Annotated in this window: 13 protein-coding genes, 9 tRNA genes, 1 pseudogene and 1 CRISPR repeat array; of the genes and pseudogenes, 1 reads left to right on the top strand and 22 read right to left on the bottom strand. The window is 36.0% G+C overall.

Going from position 1 to position 18228, the window contains the following annotated elements; all coding sequences use genetic code 11:
• Positions 1 to 21: 21 nt before the first annotated feature.
• The 13 genes and pseudogenes from G4D61_RS09295 to rlmD all read right to left on the bottom strand — a co-directional run bounded on the left by G4D61_RS09295 (position 22) and on the right by rlmD (position 16454).
• The gene (locus tag G4D61_RS09295) at positions 22 to 558 is read right to left on the bottom strand and encodes a CcdC protein domain-containing protein (protein WP_025728101.1); all 537 of its coding nucleotides are present in this window, start codon (positions 556 to 558) and stop codon (positions 22 to 24) included.
• 522 nt (positions 559 to 1080) lie between these two features.
• Complete coding sequence (locus G4D61_RS09290; RefSeq protein ID WP_025728103.1) at positions 1081 to 1461, bottom strand: hypothetical protein; 381 nt, start codon at positions 1459 to 1461, stop codon at positions 1081 to 1083.
• A 514-nt stretch (positions 1462 to 1975) separates the two neighbouring features.
• Positions 1976 to 2413: pseudogene (locus G4D61_RS09285) on the bottom strand (SRPBCC domain-containing protein).
• Positions 2414 to 3106: 693 nt separating this feature from the next.
• Positions 3107 to 5134: a CRISPR direct-repeat array (repeat unit 32 nt; unit sequence ATTTCAATCCACGCACTCATGTAGAGTGCGAC).
• Between the two features lie 168 nt (positions 5135 to 5302).
• Positions 5303 to 5593 (bottom strand): CRISPR-associated endonuclease Cas2, encoded by a 291-nt coding sequence (cas2, locus tag G4D61_RS09280; protein WP_025731628.1) that lies wholly within the window; start codon positions 5591 to 5593, stop codon positions 5303 to 5305.
• An 8-nt stretch (positions 5594 to 5601) separates the two neighbouring features.
• Positions 5602 to 6633: a type I-C CRISPR-associated endonuclease Cas1c gene (cas1c, locus tag G4D61_RS09275; RefSeq protein ID WP_025731629.1), complete on the bottom strand. Its 1032-nt coding sequence runs from the start codon at positions 6631 to 6633 to the stop codon at positions 5602 to 5604.
• Positions 6630 to 7289: a CRISPR-associated protein Cas4 gene (gene cas4, locus G4D61_RS09270; protein WP_035354880.1), complete on the bottom strand. Its 660-nt coding sequence runs from the start codon at positions 7287 to 7289 to the stop codon at positions 6630 to 6632. The genes cas1c and cas4 overlap by 4 nt, the downstream gene beginning before the upstream one ends.
• Entirely contained in the window at positions 7279 to 8139 is an 861-nt protein-coding gene (gene cas7c / locus G4D61_RS09265; RefSeq protein WP_035354878.1) for a type I-C CRISPR-associated protein Cas7/Csd2, read from the bottom strand. The genes cas4 and cas7c overlap by 11 nt, the downstream gene beginning before the upstream one ends.
• A 15-nt stretch (positions 8140 to 8154) precedes the next feature.
• Positions 8155 to 10020 (bottom strand): type I-C CRISPR-associated protein Cas8c/Csd1, encoded by a 1866-nt coding sequence (cas8c, locus tag G4D61_RS09260; protein WP_163173768.1) that lies wholly within the window; start codon positions 10018 to 10020, stop codon positions 8155 to 8157.
• Positions 10017 to 10736, bottom strand: a complete 720-nt coding sequence (gene cas5c, locus G4D61_RS09255) for a type I-C CRISPR-associated protein Cas5c (protein ID WP_025731633.1) — start codon at positions 10734 to 10736, stop codon at positions 10017 to 10019. Before cas5c ends, cas8c begins: the two co-directional genes overlap by 4 nt.
• Positions 10737 to 10934: 198 nt before the next feature.
• Entirely contained in the window at positions 10935 to 13367 is a 2433-nt protein-coding gene (gene cas3 / locus G4D61_RS09250; RefSeq protein WP_163173766.1) for a CRISPR-associated helicase Cas3', read from the bottom strand.
• 317 nt (positions 13368 to 13684) lie between these two features.
• Positions 13685 to 14419: a serine/threonine protein kinase gene (locus G4D61_RS09245; RefSeq protein ID WP_035354874.1), complete on the bottom strand. Its 735-nt coding sequence runs from the start codon at positions 14417 to 14419 to the stop codon at positions 13685 to 13687.
• Positions 14416 to 14769: a zinc ribbon domain-containing protein gene (locus tag G4D61_RS18490; protein ID WP_025731601.1), complete on the bottom strand. Its 354-nt coding sequence runs from the start codon at positions 14767 to 14769 to the stop codon at positions 14416 to 14418. Before G4D61_RS18490 ends, G4D61_RS09245 begins: the two co-directional genes overlap by 4 nt.
• Positions 14770 to 15044: 275 nt before the next feature.
• The gene (gene rlmD, locus G4D61_RS09235; protein ID WP_025731602.1) at positions 15045 to 16454 is read right to left on the bottom strand and encodes a 23S rRNA (uracil(1939)-C(5))-methyltransferase RlmD; all 1410 of its coding nucleotides are present in this window, start codon (positions 16452 to 16454) and stop codon (positions 15045 to 15047) included.
• A gap of 313 nt (positions 16455 to 16767) precedes the next feature.
• Between rlmD and G4D61_RS09230 the strand changes: the two genes are divergently transcribed.
• Complete coding sequence (locus tag G4D61_RS09230; RefSeq protein WP_163173764.1) at positions 16768 to 17247, top strand: type I restriction-modification system subunit M N-terminal domain-containing protein; 480 nt, start codon at positions 16768 to 16770, stop codon at positions 17245 to 17247.
• Between the two features lie 144 nt (positions 17248 to 17391).
• Here G4D61_RS09230 and G4D61_RS09225 read toward each other — a convergent pair.
• The 9 genes from G4D61_RS09225 to G4D61_RS09185 all read right to left on the bottom strand — a co-directional run bounded on the left by G4D61_RS09225 (position 17392) and on the right by G4D61_RS09185 (position 18210).
• Positions 17392 to 17465: transfer RNA gene (locus G4D61_RS09225), tRNA-Ile, on the bottom strand.
• A 9-nt stretch (positions 17466 to 17474) separates the two neighbouring features.
• Positions 17475 to 17548, bottom strand: a tRNA-Gly gene (locus tag G4D61_RS09220).
• A gap of 14 nt (positions 17549 to 17562) precedes the next feature.
• Positions 17563 to 17635 (bottom strand) — tRNA-Ala (locus G4D61_RS09215).
• 10 nt (positions 17636 to 17645) lie between these two features.
• Positions 17646 to 17722, bottom strand: a tRNA-Arg gene (locus tag G4D61_RS09210).
• A 15-nt stretch (positions 17723 to 17737) separates the two neighbouring features.
• Positions 17738 to 17823, bottom strand: a tRNA-Leu gene (locus G4D61_RS09205).
• Between the two features lie 13 nt (positions 17824 to 17836).
• Positions 17837 to 17911: transfer RNA gene (locus G4D61_RS09200), tRNA-Gly, on the bottom strand.
• A gap of 49 nt (positions 17912 to 17960) precedes the next feature.
• Positions 17961 to 18033 (bottom strand) — tRNA-Lys (locus G4D61_RS09195).
• A gap of 12 nt (positions 18034 to 18045) precedes the next feature.
• Positions 18046 to 18121 (bottom strand) — tRNA-Thr (locus G4D61_RS09190).
• A 13-nt stretch (positions 18122 to 18134) separates the two neighbouring features.
• A tRNA-Val gene (locus G4D61_RS09185) sits at positions 18135 to 18210 on the bottom strand.
• Positions 18211 to 18228 lie beyond the last annotated feature (18 nt).

The following is an 18228-nucleotide window of genomic DNA, read 5'->3' as shown; positions in this document are numbered from 1 at the left end:
CTATTTCAATTCAGCCATCTATTACTCACCTGACTGTAAAAGATGTTTTTGTTTGCGCAATAACATCATATAATAACTAACATAGTAAGCAAACATAATGAGCAAGAAGCCAGCAGTCCATGAATTTCCAACAGCATATCCCATATTCTGCATTTCACTTGCTTGCTCCCCCTGCACTCCGCTTAATACACCATGGGCATACATTTCATAAAAACGATAAATTAAACGTATAAAGAAAATTGCAATAACAGCGGTACCCACCCATGTATTTGGTCGGTAATACCAGCTTCGGTCCCTTTGCTCAAACCGTGTCATTCCTGCACTATAATAAGAAAGAACGATACCAATCATAATTCCAATAACATCTGATACCAAACTTACAGGGTGTGAAATACTTTCTCCTAAAAATACGATCCCAACTATAAATAAAAGAATCGCTCTAAACATTATTCTTCCTTGATTCAACTGTTGCCATCCAATATTTCGGCGAATGCGTCTAAAGATGCCAAAAATGATAACTGCTGCGATGATGATCACCGTATAAAACTGTTGGTGCATAAACATTCCTCCCTTAATTTAATACATCATAAATAAGTGCAAATCATCCAAGCTTAACATATTCCTTTATTCAAATCGGATAACTTAATTTCAGCTGCCTGCTTAGGATATGTTTATCTTACCTAAATCAGCTTTATGAATCTACTAACTTCGGATAGAAATTTATTTAACATTACATCTATCTCTGGATAGAGACATTGCAAATTCATACACGAAATAACAATCATAAACATATCGTATGCACAAGTGCAAATTTTGGACATATAGGCTTATGAACTATTTTGTGCCAACCAATTGAATAAAATGAAGTGCTCCAAATTAGAATATAGGTTTTACTGAAATATATTCAAAAAAAGAGGAGCGACAAAGGTAACTAAAGAAAACTCGAATATTGCGCTCCAACCCCGCTCCGGAAATATCCTTCGCTTTCCGCAGGCTAGCACCAATCCAATGGAATATTGCGTAAAAAATAGAACACCCCCATCGAAACATTGATTCGATGGGGGTGTTACACTCTCCTAATTAGCTTTCTTGATATACTGATAAATCTTTTATTTTAAGGACCCAATCTTTTAAACTTCCATATTCATGAGGATCAAATCCAAAATGTGTCATAACTAAGTTGATCGATTCTCGTTCTTGATCATGAAAAACACCGTCTGAGAAAATAAGTCGCAGTATTTCTGTTAAAGCAATTGTTTTAGAACGTTCATTTGTAAATAACTTAACAATTTCACTAATCTCAAGACCTTTTATCGTATAATTCTCTAATCCCATTTCTTTTTGGTATTTTTCAAAAATCACATCTTCATAGATTGATAGTCTCCCATCACTCTTTGCAATTAATGCCGCCAGTTCAAGAAATGCTTCTTTCTCCTTTAATTGAAGTTCTGCTAAAAACATTACGCTCATCTCCTTTTTTGGTTTATATGTCCACGTAGCAATTATTTTCAAGTAAATAAAAGTGAGGAATGATTCGAATTGATAACAATATGTCATGAATCACGAATGAACTATTATTGTCATGTATAGTTATTCTATCATGACTCTATTAAGAAATTGTTAACAACTTCATTCCAGATTCTATTCCCTGTATGAGCAGGGAAAAAACCAATTTATCCACATTTCTAAAAGATTGTTTTGAAAATAGATATTGTTTATAAAGGGGCACTCCACCAACTTTATGAATCGTTTAATGAGAAAGAAATAAAGGATATAAAACGGCCTTTTTAAAGAATCTTCATCATAAAAAGATAGTTCAGTTGAGTAAAGTTATAGACGAGTTATAAACATTGTTGGGGATAAAGGTTGAAAATATGGGGATATACATTTTCAAAAAGAAATAATCCACATGTGTTTAAGAAAGAAGTCCAACGAACATGTGGATAAATTATTGTACGAAATAAACTTTTTACGGCTAATCCTTTACTAGCCCCGTCCGCAGCTCATTTACCTCAAATTCCAAATAGGCTTTCAAACAAGTCAGCATGAATACCCAGCCTTCTTTATTATCAATCAATTGATTAACAAACCCTTTATCTTTCTCATTAAAGCCTTCTTCACGAACTTCAATAATAGTACTCATATGATCATCCGCTTCTAGCATAATCGTGACAACATACCCTTCTCCATTGGCCCCCCATTGAAACACGATTTTCTTATTCACCTCAATTTCTATTATGACAATCTCAATCTGTGCATTGTATTCATCGTATTTGACTGTAATCGTCTTTCCCTGTTTCCACCTTTCAGAAGTTGATGAAAACTAAAAATTACTGATTTTTTCAGGATCTACGAACGCCTCAAATACTTCATTAGCAGGCTTTTTTATTTTAAATTTTGTGAGATTGTTCATCTATTAAATTTCTCTCCTCTATTTATATTTAATCGTATCACACTATGTATAGATAATCGTTTGGAATGAAAAGAATGCTTACAAAAAATAATTGTTAGTCTAAACATTTATATTAATTTGATTAGCATCGGCCTTTTTTGAAGCTAAGTAGCAACCGAAAATCTCTCTAGCAGCCAGTCCATTTCCCATACATAATCGTCACTTTACTTTATAGGCAAATAATTGAATGAAATACTTAGAGTAGGTTATTCCTCACTAAATTCTTTGATAGTGCAATAGCCGTACAAACAGTGTCGGTCTTGATCTGATGGAGGAGGAGAGTATCCTTTCGTTCATCGAAGAACGGAAGATGGGGAAAAAGCTGCAGCCTGCATATAAAAATGGTCCAAACTTACTTATACATTCTAGTGCCTCCATTTTAATGAACTACCAATAGCTGTATCGGATGAAATTAATTTCTTCCCACTTTTTCGTCTGTATTAAGTGCTTTAAAACCGATGAACTTTTGAATCGCATTTAAAATTTTCTAACAGTCATTAAGTTTAAATGATGTAATTTAACTTAATATTCAAGTACAAGGCTGAAACTTAATAATTGCTAACATAGAAAGTCATACTTCTTAAACTGTTACTCATAATCTCTATGTAACTTAATGCAACCTAACAGCTCTTTGAAACTATTATATTTAACCTCATTTCAATCCGCGCACTCATGTAGAGTGCGACTTTTACCCATTGCTCTAGGATAAGATTGTGCATTGATATTTCAATCCACGCACTCATGTAGAGTGCGACGAAAAAGTCCAAATGAATAAAGAGACTGCAAAAGATTTCAATCCACGCACTCATGTAGAGTGCGACTTATTGATAAGTTGTTTTGCCATATCTTCTGGAATTTCAATCCACGCACTCATGTAGAGTGCGACTGACGTAGACAAAGCAGACATACCAGCAAAAGTAATTTCAATCCACGCACTCATGTAGAGTGCGACCGACAATACATCCAAGATTATTTAGGCATATCAAATTTCAATCCACGCACTCATGTAGAGTGCGACTGCCAACAGCATTCGTGCAGCGTTGGATGACACGGAATTTCAATCCACGCACTCATGTAGAGTGCGACTTGCATATCCTGGTGATGAGATAAAATTAAATTGTATTTCAATCCACGCACTCATGTAGAGTGCGACTTTATGGGAAAAAACAGCCTTTCCAGTAACAGGAATTTCAATCCACGCACTCATGTAGAGTGCGACAAATTCATTAAAAGGACGTCCATTTTTTATAACAATTTCAATCCACGCACTCATGTAGAGTGCGACGTACCTCCGTAGACATATAGCTTAGTATACATCTGCATTTCAATCCACGCACTCATGTAGAGTGCGACTGATAAATGGTTTTCATAGTATCTTCTCCCTTTTATTTCAATCCACGCACTCATGTAGAGTGCGACTTTTTTCACCATTAAATTCTCTTTCCTTAATCTGAATTTCAATCCACGCACTCATGTAGAGTGCGACCTTTGTAATGCAGTATCAGCTGTTTGCTGAGCTATTTCAATCCACGCACTCATGTAGAGTGCGACAAAACTATAGATTCCTAGAGTAATAACACATAGATTTCAATCCACGCACTCATGTAGAGTGCGACGGGATGGTGTACTGTTGTTCCAGTATGGGGAGATAAAATTTCAATCCACGCACTCATGTAGAGTGCGACTTATTGAAGCTTTGGAGGGTTAATGATGGGTCTTAATTTCAATCCACGCACTCATGTAGAGTGCGACATATCTGGTGTATTTATCAAATAATAAGCATAGCGATTTCAATCCACGCACTCATGTAGAGTGCGACTCACAAATTTCGACTTCTTCATATGCCTTTGATATTTCAATCCACGCACTCATGTAGAGTGCGACGGAGCAACCGCTATAACCGCAACACAAGTAATCAGTATTTCAATCCACGCACTCATGTAGAGTGCGACTGAGATTCCTGCGATGTTAGTATCCCGTTCGATCGATTTCAATCCACGCACTCATGTAGAGTGCGACGTTTCAACCGTCACTAACCGATTTCCCATTTTATATTTCAATCCACGCACTCATGTAGAGTGCGACTATCGCATTCGTTGTACTTCTCATGGTTCCAGATGATTTCAATCCACGCACTCATGTAGAGTGCGACTTTTTCATGACCATCACCTATTTGTAGTAAAACCTATTTCAATCCACGCACTCATGTAGAGTGCGACCGAGAATCCGGGTTAATGCGTGAAAAATGGGATATTTCAATCCACGCACTCATGTAGAGTGCGACGCTATATTTTTCTGGTGCTGCCATTGACTCTGGGTATTTCAATCCACGCACTCATGTAGAGTGCGACTATTTCGTTGCTATTTTCTTTCTTGCAAGAAAAATTTCAATCCACGCACTCATGTAGAGTGCGACGCCTTCAACGTTTAAGGCATATGCATTAAAAGGCAATTTCAATCCACGCACTCATGTAGAGTGCGACCGTATGTAGACCCTGCTGCATCTGTTAACGTGGCATTTCAATCCACGCACTCATGTAGAGTGCGACAAACATATCCAGCCCGTGTATTTTGCTGTCTGTTATTTCAATCCACGCACTCATGTAGAGTGCGACGATTTACCCCCGTATAATCAGATCCAAATCCGTTTATTTCAATCCACGCACTCATGTAGAGTGCGACTGCGAATTTTAATCAAAACAATTCAACATTACAAAAAAATTGATTAAAAACTCACCATTTTCTTTACTAAAGTAAAGAACTTAATAAAAATATAACAAAAATTGGAAATAAAACATGAAAATTCAGGTGCGAATATACTAGGAAATTTATGTGCACTTTACTTTCGCACTAAAAAATTAAAGGCCCCTCCACATCAATTGATTGTTTAACTCCAATATGTTCTACCTTATTCTTATAATGATTACCTAGTTGATAAAATCTAAGACTATCTTGATTTTCATCAATAATATTTGTAAGCTCAATTTTTAATGTTGCAAACTGCGCAGCATCTACAATACATTCAAATACTGAATTTTGGACTCGTTGTCCGTAATTTTGACATAGCTTTGAAACTTTCCTCAATCGCTTTTGACCACTGTTACTAACAGTGCTAACATCATACGTAATTAATACTAGCACTACTACACCTACTTCCATAAAAAAGGTGGATACTCATCCAAGTCATTACGTAAATAACGGGCTAATAACAATGCTTGGGCATGTGGTACTAATCCCCATGATATTTTTTCGCCAAGATACGGATGTGTGATCTTTTCTTGCTTTTTAGCTTGCCAAGCTTTTAAGAACTTTCTTCTAGCTTCATCTGTCATGATTATAGCTCCGTTTTCTTTTTTTAAAAAGGCATCTTTATTTAAGATTCTCTTATTAATTAATGATAAAACAAATCTATCAGCATAGACACCACGTAATTCCTCCATAATATCTAGAGCGAGAGATGCTCTTCCAGGTCTATCGCGATGTAAAAATCCAACATATGCATCCAGTCCCACCCCTTCTAATGCGGAAGCCGCATCGTTTGCTAATAATGTATAAGCAAATGAGAGCATCGCGTTCACATTATCTAACGGCGGTCTCCTAGAACGAGCGTGAAAATAAAAGTCATTTTTCTGCTGTAAAATCATCTGATTGAATATTTTATTATAGCTAGTAGCTGCTTGTCCTTCCAATCCTCTTAATCTTTCTAAATCCTCACAGATCCTAACTTCATGAATAACAGAAGATAGATAATGAGAAACTTCTTTGAATTGATTGACATCAACCCGAAGCGGATAATCCCTTGTCATCCTCTCAATTATCCATTTATGATTGTAAATTTTTCCGATAATAAAATTTCGGGCAATTCTTGCAGACATATGTTCATCATCTGATACTCTATATTGTTTCTTTCTTAATACTACATTTCCTCTACTTTGACCGATTACTCTTGCTAGAAAACGACCATTCATCGTAAAAAATACTAATGAAATGTTTCTTTCAGCACAATACCCCATTAAAGCAGGACTCGCACCAGTATATCCAAAGGATACAACCGCTTCTAAATTATGAAGCGGTAGTCTCCCTAACCTTTCTTGTTCCTTAAGAAGAACAATATTATCGCCATCTAAAGATAAATAAACATCTGGTTGAGTGATAAATAACGTATTTAAAAGTTTTTTCATTCATTGATCTTCCCTTCAATATAACTTTTTACAGATCGTTTATTCATTAATTTCGGTAAACAAATATTTTGAAGGGAGCAATTTTTACAATAAGAGCCTGTCTTTACTTTAGGTGTATACCTTTGCTTATAATAATCGTGCATGTCTGCAACAATTGATCTTACTTTATTTTTATCATTAATTGTTAACGGAACATCTATTCTATGTTTTATTTCATTATAAAACACGTATCCGACATTGACTTCACAAAGTAGCATTTCTTCTAAACACATCGCTTGTGCTGTTAGCTGCAAAATATCGGAATCGTTCATCTTTGGTTTCCCACGTTTATATTCAACAGGATAAGCTACGTACTTTCCTTCTATCCCACTTATCTCCACACCATTATCATCCTGAACAAACTCTACAACATCACAAATACCTGTAATGTTTAACTCTTTTGATCTCACAGGCATTGCACGAACAATTAACTTGTTGCCTCGTTTTTCCCTTATAAATGGCTGATCAGCATTTCGATGAAGATATTGCCCTTCAACAGTTCTAACATTTTCTTCCCATTGCTGTTCAATATGGATTAAAGCCCATTGTCGTTTACAAAATTGAAAATGTTGAATACCAGACAGCATCAAATAATCAATTTCTTTATCATACTCCATTAATGACATTCACTTCTAATCCGTCTAATTCATTCAGTATAATTGTGTAATCATCAATCGACTTTGGTTCATCTACATTGCTTTTAATTTCTAATAACCGATGAACTTTTGCAGAAGAATATTGGCCTAATTTAGATTTATGCTCCCACCAGTAAACTTTGTGTACTTCCATACTTCCGTCAGGTCTGGCAGCCGAGGTGTCATTTTCAAATAGTGTTATGAGTGCTTGTTTGATTTTTTCTGCATCCTCATTGGTAAAACCAGTTTTTTCAGCTAATTGTGTGTTGATACTGCCATAAAAAACATATAGTCCAAAGTCTACCCTGTGTTTCATCCCCATCGTATCCGAACCTTTATCTTTACCAGGTTCAGAGTTTACGCTTTTTGTTATTTGCATACTTGTAATGTCAATTGGATCAATGCTTGTTGCTGTTTGAATAGACACTGGTCCTCTAACGCCAACGGATACTCCTTTGTTCCCCGAACCTTTAAAAGCAAACACTTGTCCGAAACTTCGGACGTCAATCCATTCTTTACAAGCAACCATTGCAAATTCATCATTTGAACTATCCTTTGACTTTAACATTTTACTTAGCTCAGTATTCGCTTCAGCTCGCTCTCTTAAACTGCTATATGAATCTGCTTTTCTATCATTGGATTGAACAAAAATTGATTCTCCCATATCTTGCAGGCGATTCCTAATTTTCCGTTTAATAGCTACATCGGATATTTCTCCATACCCGTCATAATTTTGTCTCGGACGATTTCCATTTAATGGATCCCCATTTGGATTGGCTTTTGTAACAGATAAAACAACTGCAAAATCAATTTTATGATCTAATATAGTCATAGTAATTTCTCCCTTCTAGTTAGATGTTTCTTCTTTCATTGTATTCCTTTGCCATAATTCATGGCGTTGGCTATAAAATCCTAATAAATATTTACCCGATAATGGTCTATTATTAAAATCATCAAAATTCATGTTAGAAGCTACTTCATCTATTAATTTAGACAAATATAAGCCTCTTGTACCTAGTCTTGCTTGATAGGGCTGCAGGCTAGCTTGGATAGTCTTCCATGTTCTTGCAGGATGTTGCGAAAAAGCATTCATATATCGAATTGCATTTGTAGATCGTGTTTCATCACTATCTAGTGCACGTCTTTCCAAAACATCTGCAATTGCTAATAATCGACCGAATAAATAATCACGATCAAAATTCTTTGTATCTAACGTCACATTGTAACCCTCCTTTTTATTAATTAAGGCACATGCAATACTCAATGTTTTTTCCCATTCCCAATTTTCCATTGCTACAGGATTGGAAGCACGATAAAAAGCACTTTTTACAATATCTACTGGAATTTTTTTATCATCTAAAATACATGGAAGGATACGTTCCATTAATCCTTTAACAACTTTTTCACTCGCTTTTTGTCCATATGCAGCAAACGCAATATCTTTTGTAGCAGGTGCACCGAAAAAGATTATCCCTTTACGATAGCAATGCCTCCATATACATGTTGAATGCCATTTAACTAACCTATCTAAATAAAGGTTTTGATTCATATTTCGGTAATAAAGAACTGCAAGCCGACCTGTAGTTGCTGAATCAAGGATCATAATGTTTACTTTTGAATCGGCGGGCAACTCATTTTGATATCCATCGATTACTTTAGAAAATTGTTGAGCAAATTCTTCATTGGTATACGATTTTCTTTCTGTTTTCTCGGATTGTGCTGGATCAAGTGAAAACAGATCATATGCGTCCTCATGAGGATCATACGTGTTAACTTTTTCATTCTCCCATACAAGAAACACACGTTGATCAATGATTTTTCCTTGACGCTGAATCAACCATTTCAGAGCATTATGCGCCTTTTGTGACACATCATAACTAATGTTGGCAACTTCATTGCTTTTATTAAAACGTCCTCTAAAAGTAAAGCCGCTACTATCATTAGCTGAAATTAATTTAGCTTTATCTGCAGCATTTCTAATCTTGTTTGCATGTTTATCTGTACTCGGTAATGTTTCTCCCGTTACGAAGCAAACATCTTCATCACTTAATAGATTTTTATAATATTGAATGAAAGAATTATACATTTCGGGATCTTTCCATACTTTCGTTATGATAGAATCCGGAGAATAAACATTAAATCTAACAAAGGCACTTTCCTGTCCACCGCTAATGACCGAAAACAATGGCGGTTTATTGCCATACATAGACTCAGCTTTTTTATCCCATTTCTCAATTAAATGTCCATCGGAATCTAACCATACGATCTTCGCATCGACTAAGTCACGAATCAATCTTTTTTTGCTTAAATAAGTATAAATACATTTGAGTTTTTCATTCGCATAGGGAGATTTCACCCAAGCCTCAAGTTGCTTAATATAGTATGTAAACGGCTCTATCTTTCCCCCATAAGCTACAAAATCACCAGCTACATAACTTAACTTATCATGAAGTGGATACGGAGCAATTTTTAAACCAGCTCGGTTAGCTGAATCTTCCGTACATGGAATTAACGTGCTAGCATCACTTTTATCAATAACCGTTGCTGAATGAAACTCCCCATCTTCTGTAATTTCTACTTCAATATGAGCATTTTGTGTCGTATGGGAAATTGGTAACAATGTAAATTCCTGGTCATTATACTTTTTTTCGATTTCTCCAACTCGGTCTAAATTAGATTCATAAGTCTCATATAAATTTAATAACCAACTCATTTATTCCCCCCCTCTTCCAGTTTTTTTAGAAGTTCATCTGCGGATTCTACATTTGTCTTATCAAAGTACTTAAGATCCATTCCTGCAATCTTTCGGACTTTTGTACACTGGTCAGGTCGAATAAACTGGATAATGCCATTTTTCATTACTGGATTCCATAAACGCACTTCCATTTCACTTCTACCAGTTTCATCAGGATAGTTAATTCCATGAACCATTGTCCCTAAATGGATCTCTCCATATTGATCATAAAATCCTTCCCCTTCGCCAAAAACACAAGGTTCTACATAAGCCTGACATTCTCTTGTGCCTAAGAATATATCTCTCCTTCCTCCGGCTTTAAGTGAGCGTTTCAAAATATTATGATGCTTATTTTCGTTACGATCAAAAGCCATATCCGGACGATAAGGATTAAATATGAAATGGGCTCTTACTTGATAATGAACATCCTTTAAATAAGTATAGTTTGCCAGTGTATTCCCTCCGCCATATTCAATCGGTCTTATACCTTTTGACTCCATTTGAATTGGTTTCATCACGCGAACCTCATCTACTATCATTAATAATGTAGGCTTCCAGTAAATTGATTCTACAATTCCCTTTAACGCTTGATAAGTAGGTACTTGGTATGATAGTTTTTCTCCACCCATTTTTGTCAAAGGATCCGTGAATAACGCATATTTCCCATATACTTCAAATTCAATCGCATTTCTCATATATGCACCTCCGTTCCTTTTTTTAATTTCCTCACAATTAAATAGTACATTTTCCCTATATCTTTTTCAATATAAAAATTATATATTATATGAAAATTAAAAAATATCATTGTGTTATAATATATTGTCGCTATTTAAGCGCGGATTGAAAAATATATTATATTATTTAAAAACCTATCTTTACTATTAGATAGGTTTTTAAAATATGGTGAAACCGAGCTCGCTATCGTTTTCAAGATCTAGACCAAATTCCCCGCTATAAGCCCCTTCTTTTAATGCAATAATTCTCCCATCTAAATAACTAATTAGACCGTCCTGTTTATCTAATTGTTCCAGTTCATAGTGGTAGAGATTAATTGTATAATACTGGGCTTTTCGTAATAATTGTGTGAGATCCTCAATGGATCCATTACTATTTAAATCTGCAATAATTTCTTTCCCTTCTTCAAAAGGAACAATAACAGACGTGGTAAGGTCATCGATGACATGAAACTGCTCGGCCGCAGTACGATAACTGTTGACTAAAAATAATGGAAGACCCTTTTTCTCTTTATTACGGCAATAAGCTTCGTGATAACTATATCGCCGTTTTGTTTCAGTTAATAATTCTGTCATGTTCTTTTTTAATTTCGGGATAAAATAATTTAAATCATTTTCGAATTCGGTATAAAGCTCTTTGAAATATTTGTTTAATGCTTGAGTAGATAAAATATCTCCTCCATACTTTGAGTGATCATGACGAATATCAATAAGTATCTTTTTTGAAACTTGTTTTCCAACTTTAATCTCTTTTAAATAATCTAGATTTTCCTCCTCATGATCAATGATATATACAGATTGTATTTCTTTTTCCCCATGACGGTTGCATCTACCAGCTGCTTGTGCAATAGAATCTAATCCCGCTAAAGATCTGATCACACAATCAAAACTGACGTCCACGCCAGCTTCAATTAATTGGGTACTAATACAAATAATTTGTTTACCTGCATGCAAATGTAGTCTTACTTCTTTTAATATTTTATTTCGATGTGCAGCACACATTGAAGTACTTAGATGGAAGATAGGAATCTCCTGTTGCTTAACTTTTAATAGTTCATATAACTTTTTTACAACTGATTTTGTATTTAAAATAACTAAAACACTCTGAACTTCTTTTAATTTTTCGTCAATAAAATGTGCGAGCTTTTCATTGTTAAATGTTGCCTCCGTTGCTTTATCAACAATTTCAACTCGTTTAAATGCTTTTATCACTTGATCTAAATTTTCAACGATTTCCGCATCTGCATCAACATCTAGTTTATGCTCTACAAAATCCAATGCAGGCTGGGTAGCCGTACAGAGGATAATAGAAGCATGGCAATATGTTTTTAAAAAATTAACAGCTTGATTAAACAAAGATATACATGAAACAGGTACCTTTTGTATCTCATCAAAAATAATGACCGACTCACTCACATTATGAAGTCTTCTAATATTTCTACTTCCTTTTGCATAAAAAGTGTTTAAAAATTGGACCATCGTTGTAAAGATAATTGGAGAGTCCCAATTATCTCTTGCCAGTTTTAATTTTTGCTTTTCATTCATTAGTCCATCTTGATTCTCGTCATCTTCATTCGTATCTTCAATCACGTTTGAATGGTGTTCTAAAATATGAACATTGTCCTTTAATATACTCCGGACTTCTTCTGCATTTTGCTCAATTATAGTTGTATAGGGAACAATATAAATAATATGTTTTTTGTTATAAAGTGTAGCGTGCTTAAGTGCATATCTTAAACTTGCTAATGTTTTTCCTCCTCCAGTTGGAATGGATAATGTATATATTCCCGATGGTTTCTCCGCAAACTTATCACACTGTTCCGACATTTTAGATCTCAGTATATTAATATGTGAATTCGCATCTGTCTTCATTTTAAAGGCATTTATTTTTGATAATAATCTCTCGTAATAAATTTCAAAAAGCTCACCAGCAGTACAACTAAATTCGTCTGTTTTATTTTCCTCGAATAATCTAGTATTCGTTCGATCAGCATCGATTAAAGCACTAAAGATAAATTTTGTTAAAAACATTAGCTTTTCCTCATAACTCTTTGACTGCTCTTTCGTTAAAAAGTCTTTTAGTTCAGATACAGCTTTATCCACATATTTATAGAAATCATTTTCAGTCATCACATGTTCAAAAAATTGTTTTTTTGTCTCCTCAAACTCAACCAATTCCTTATCTCGAACTCTATTTAAATAATTAGAGTTAAGATCTGGGCTTAAAAAATCTTGTAAATAAGAGTGATGAGAAATAATCGTATTTCCCACAACTTCAGCCATTATAGCCTTATAAGGGTCTAACTTCTCACCTGTATGAAAAAGTTCATATAATAGTTTCCCTCCAAACGTTGAGTGGTCTACACTCCCTCTTTTCAGTGAAGAATCAGGGTTATTCACCGCCTCTAATATATATTCTCTAAATTCAGTCGTATATTTTCCTAAATCATGAAGCAATCCAGCAAGCCCTGCCAAATATTTAACGCCAATTTTTTCTCCATAAGACTCTGCTAATCTCTTTGCCTCTAATAGATGCTCTTCCACCGTTTGTATTTGTTTATCACTTTCACGAATATGTGCGATATAATTCATGATATCCCTTCTTTTAAAGAATTTAGAATAAGACGAGTATTAAATTTCTATATAGTTATTATAATCGATTAATCTCATTGCGGGTAAAAAGAACTAGTAATAATTCATACGTGTCATATGATTTTTGAACTTTAATTCTATTAAGAAGAGATATCAAATTTATATATCACATTTGTTTAAATTCTCCTCTCATAAACAAAAAATAAAAACTAGCTTATAAATAAGCTAGCTGCCTTCTAAATGTTCACTCTATAAACTTCTTTAAGTATCCTTCATAAACTGAAGAATTTGTCAGTAGACCTTTCGAATTACTATATTTAGATATACTTGTTTTTAACGTCAGAAAAAGCACGAATAAAATCTTTTTCTACTTCTTCAATACTTGCGTATGGTGTTTTCAGCCGCAGCAATCTTTTATAAAAATCGATTTGCGTTTCTGAGAGGTTTAATTCTTCGTACCATCTTTTCCCTTTTCCTTCCTTTTTCTTAAAAGAAGAATAGTGAAGATATAACAAAAAATCACCTAAATATGAAAAATCTTGATCAAAACAGTATTGTTCATTGTCCGCCCAGCGGGCAAGACCGAAATCTATAAGGGATACTTCACCGGCGTCTATGAGCACATTCGGAATACGTATATCGCGATGAACTATTCCTCTTCCGTGTAAATACTTTAACACGTTGATAAGTTGGCTGCCTATATGAAAAATTTCCGTTTCCGTAAACATATGCTTTTCTTTAAAGAGCATCACTTCCACAGTTTTCCCTTGCTTTAGTTCAAGTACATATCCATACAAACCATTATCATTTACAATCCCCAACAGCTCAGGTACTGCATCATGCCGAATTTGTGACAGGATGACAGCTTCATAGGCATTTTTTCCTTTATTCTTTTTAAACATTCGGGGTTTAAATCGTTTAATGACGACACGGTTTCCATCATTCGTCATAGCTAAATAACAAACTCCATAACGTCCTTCCCCTATCGGCTCGATCAGTTTGTAATTCCCGTAATTTTTTCCGCACCATCTTCTTTTATGGAGAAACCTCAATTATTTGTTTTCGCTCCACAATTCGAACAAAATTTTGCACCTGCTGGTAACGTTTCTCCGCAATTCATGCAAAATAACATCTTTTCCACCTTTTCACCACATTCCAGGCAAAATTTTGATCCTGCTGGTATTTGTACATGGCATCTTCTACAAGTCATTACTTGCGAATTTGGTCTTTCTTGACTCGGTTCGTACTCGTGACGATGCGGATAGCGATTATAAGAATAGCTCCCAGAGTTCAGTACATCTGCCAGTTTTCCAAACAGACCTTTTCTTTGATAATGCTTATGCCCATGATTCCCATATTTATACGGCTTGCGGCCTGATGATCTTGAAGAGAAAAAACTCACAAATAACACTCCTTAAACTCTTTAGTTTCTATCTATAATAATATGACAGGACTCATACATGTGCAAATGATGTACTGCCGATATGCGGCTAATGAATATAAAGAAAAAAGCAATTAATACAAAAAAATCCGAGCTCGGTTGTAACGAACTCGGATCAATCTTTTCTTATTCTAGGTTGTCTTCTTTCACACCGTTGCTTTTCTAACAAATAAGATTTGAGGGGGGCCCGCTTCCTACAGAAACATCACCATTCCTCCACAATCAACCTTAATCAATTATGCTGTTGGATTGCTTTCATCCGACAAAATAAGCTGTGCTACACATTCCACGTGTACAGTATGCGGAAATAAATCCACTGGTTGTACAGCTTTTAACGTATAACCAAATGGCTCAAGTTCTTTTATATCTGTCGCAAACGTATCTGGATTACAAGATACATAAACAATACGTTCTGGTTTAGAGCGGCCAATTTTACGCATTACTTTCCCGCCTGCACCAGACCGAGGTGGATCAAGTAGCAACAATTCCGGATTACCGAAGCTCTCTAACACTTGATCAATTCCTTTTCGAGCATCTTTAGCCAAAAAGTATGTGTTCGAAATCCCATTATCTTTAGCATTGCGTTTTGCAGATTCTATAGACGTCTCTACAATTTCAATTCCAGCAAGCTTCTCAACTCTGCTGGCAAATGGAAGTGAAAATGTTCCTACGCCGCAAAATAGATCGATCATCTTTTCTGTTTCCTTTGGCTGCCCCATTTCCAATGCCAACTCAACTAGCTTCTGAGCTTGTGTCGGATTCGTTTGGAAAAACGTATCAAACCAAAGGCGGAAACGATATCCTGCCATTTCATCGTAAATAAAATCACGTCCAGCTAGGACATGCGTATGCTCGGATTGAGTCCTGTCAGCCCATTGCGTATTTTCAAGCCATAGTAGACTTTTTACTTGAGAAAATTTTTCGTTAATTCTAGCTGTCAAATCACTTACCGCTTGTTCAAGATCACCTGTAGGTGCTTTCGTAGCAAAAAGGGCAAGCATCATTTCACCAGTAGCAAAAGATTGGCGAACCATCAAGTGACGAAGAAGTCCTTCATGTGTATCTTTATCGTAGCCTTTTAATTGATGGTCTTTTACCCAATTAGCTACTTCCATTGCAGCTGTAACCATCTCTTTGCCGGCAATAAGACATGATTCAAGTGAAATAATTTTGCGGAAATTTCCCTGTTCATGCAAACCGAGTGAACCATCCGGTGCAAACGTAAATTCCATTTTATTACGATAATGCCATGGCTGCTCCATTCCGATTGTATCGTGGACAAGATCAGGGTCAAATCCTTGCGCAGCAATTGCTTGTTTAACATGGTCAGTCTTTTGTTTTAACTGTCCTGTATAATCCCAATGCTGCCAAACGCAGCCTCCACACCGATCAAAATGCGGACATGGGGGAACCACTCTTTCAGGATGGGCCTCTAAAATTTCTTCTGGTATTGCTTTTCTTCTTCTTCTGTCAGGCCTATCAACAGTCACCCGTACTTTCTCACCAGGGAGAGTTTGCGGAATCGTAAGCTTTAATTTTTTAGGATTACCGTGCTCATTTTCGCGCCACACTGCAGCCTGTCCAGAACCTTTTGCATCTAATTGGCGTATTTCAGTAACTAAAGTTTCTCCTTGTGTAATCGTCAATTAATGCTCCTCCTTCTAAAAATTCAACTAATATGTTATCGAATATGCTTAAGCATTGAATTATGCAGTAATTTTCATTCCATTTATTATTTTTTGCATACTTATCTAGTATAAAGGATTCAAGACCAATTTGGAATCTTTCATGTATAGTAGATATTAACAGTAATAAATATTGACCATTACAAGTCTAATATTCAAATGATTAGCGATCTAAATATGTTCCTACACCATACACATTCCAATAAAGTAAAACATATGTCCATCCAATATAACTTGTCCCGCAAACATCCCCTTTTGAAAGGCAGTGATCGATATGCGTATAGAGACTATAAAAGAAGTTTTAGCTAAATGTGACGGGCTGATAAATAAGGCGAACAAAAGCTTTGTCAGGAATTTATTGATTTTTAAATATTTAAATGACTGCTTCGACCAGGAAAGAAATATTATCAAGCAGGACTTTCTAATTCGGGGAATATGTGAAGTCGAAGCAAAGCAATTAATTGAAGAACATGCCTATTACAATGTAGTCTTCATCCCTGTATGTGCAAGATGGAATACGCTAAAACAAGCATCCAACATCCATGAATCCATTTCAACAGCTATTGAACATATTTTAGAAAGCAATCCAAATATTTATCTGCCTATCAAATATGAAAACGGAACTAATGATATAGATGACTTTACGACGATTGCACTCATGACACTAATAGAGGTTCTCCAATTTGAAGCTATTGTCATACAGGAAGAATGGAAAGTAATCGAACATTGGTTAAACGAAGTTAAAGATGTCTAAATGCCTAGACCCCATCTTATACACAAAAAGACATCTACAAATATAATGTAGATGTCTACATCACAACTGCGATGGCGATGTAAATTTTAAATAAAATAAAAAACCCTCAACAGGAATTGAAAATTGCTACTATTTAGAAAAATATGGGCCTAAATGGACTTGAACCATCGACCTCACGCTTATCAGGCGTGCGCTCTAACCAGCTGAGCTACAGGCCCTTATTATTTTGGAGCGGGTGATGGGAATCGAACCCACGACAACAGCTTGGAAGGCTGTAGTTTTACCACTAAACTACACCCGCATAAAAAGTTGAAATGGAGCCTAGCGGGATCGAACCGCTGACCTCCTGCGTGCAAAGCAGGCGCTCTCCCAGCTGAGCTAAGGCCCCGCGTTTAAGGTGGCGCGCCCAAGAGGAGTCGAACCCCTAACCTTTTGATCCGTAGTCAAACGCTCTATCCAATTGAGCTATGGGCGCATATTAAAATAATGATGCCGAGGACCGGAGTCGAACCGGTACGGTAGTCACCTACCGCAGGATTTTAAGTCCTGTGCGTCTGCCAATTCCGCCACCCCGGCATAAGGGGTAAACTGGAGCGGAAGACGGGATTCGAACCCGCGACCCCCACCTTGGCAAGGTGGTGTTCTACCACTGAACTACTTCCGCATTTTACTTTTTATTAATATGAATAATCATGACAATAAATTAGAAAAGATGTGCCATGAAGGATTCGAACCTTCGACCCTTTGATTAAAAGTCAAATGCTCTACCTGCTGAGCTAATGGCACGTAATAAAAAAATGGTGCCGGCCAGAGGACTTGAACCCCCAACCTACTGATTACAAGTCAGTTGCTCTACCAATTGAGCTAGACCGGCAACATTTTATATATGGTGGAGGATGACGGGCTCGAACCGCCGACCCTCTGCTTGTAAGGCAGATGCTCTCCCAGCTGAGCTAATCCTCCATCATTAAAAGTGGTGAC

Source organism: Heyndrickxia ginsengihumi (assembly GCF_011008565.1).
Classification (GTDB): domain Bacteria; phylum Bacillota; class Bacilli; order Bacillales; family Bacillaceae_C; genus Weizmannia; species Weizmannia ginsengihumi.
Note: the sequence above shows the minus strand (reverse complement) of the source record. Positions and strands in the feature narration are given on the sequence as shown.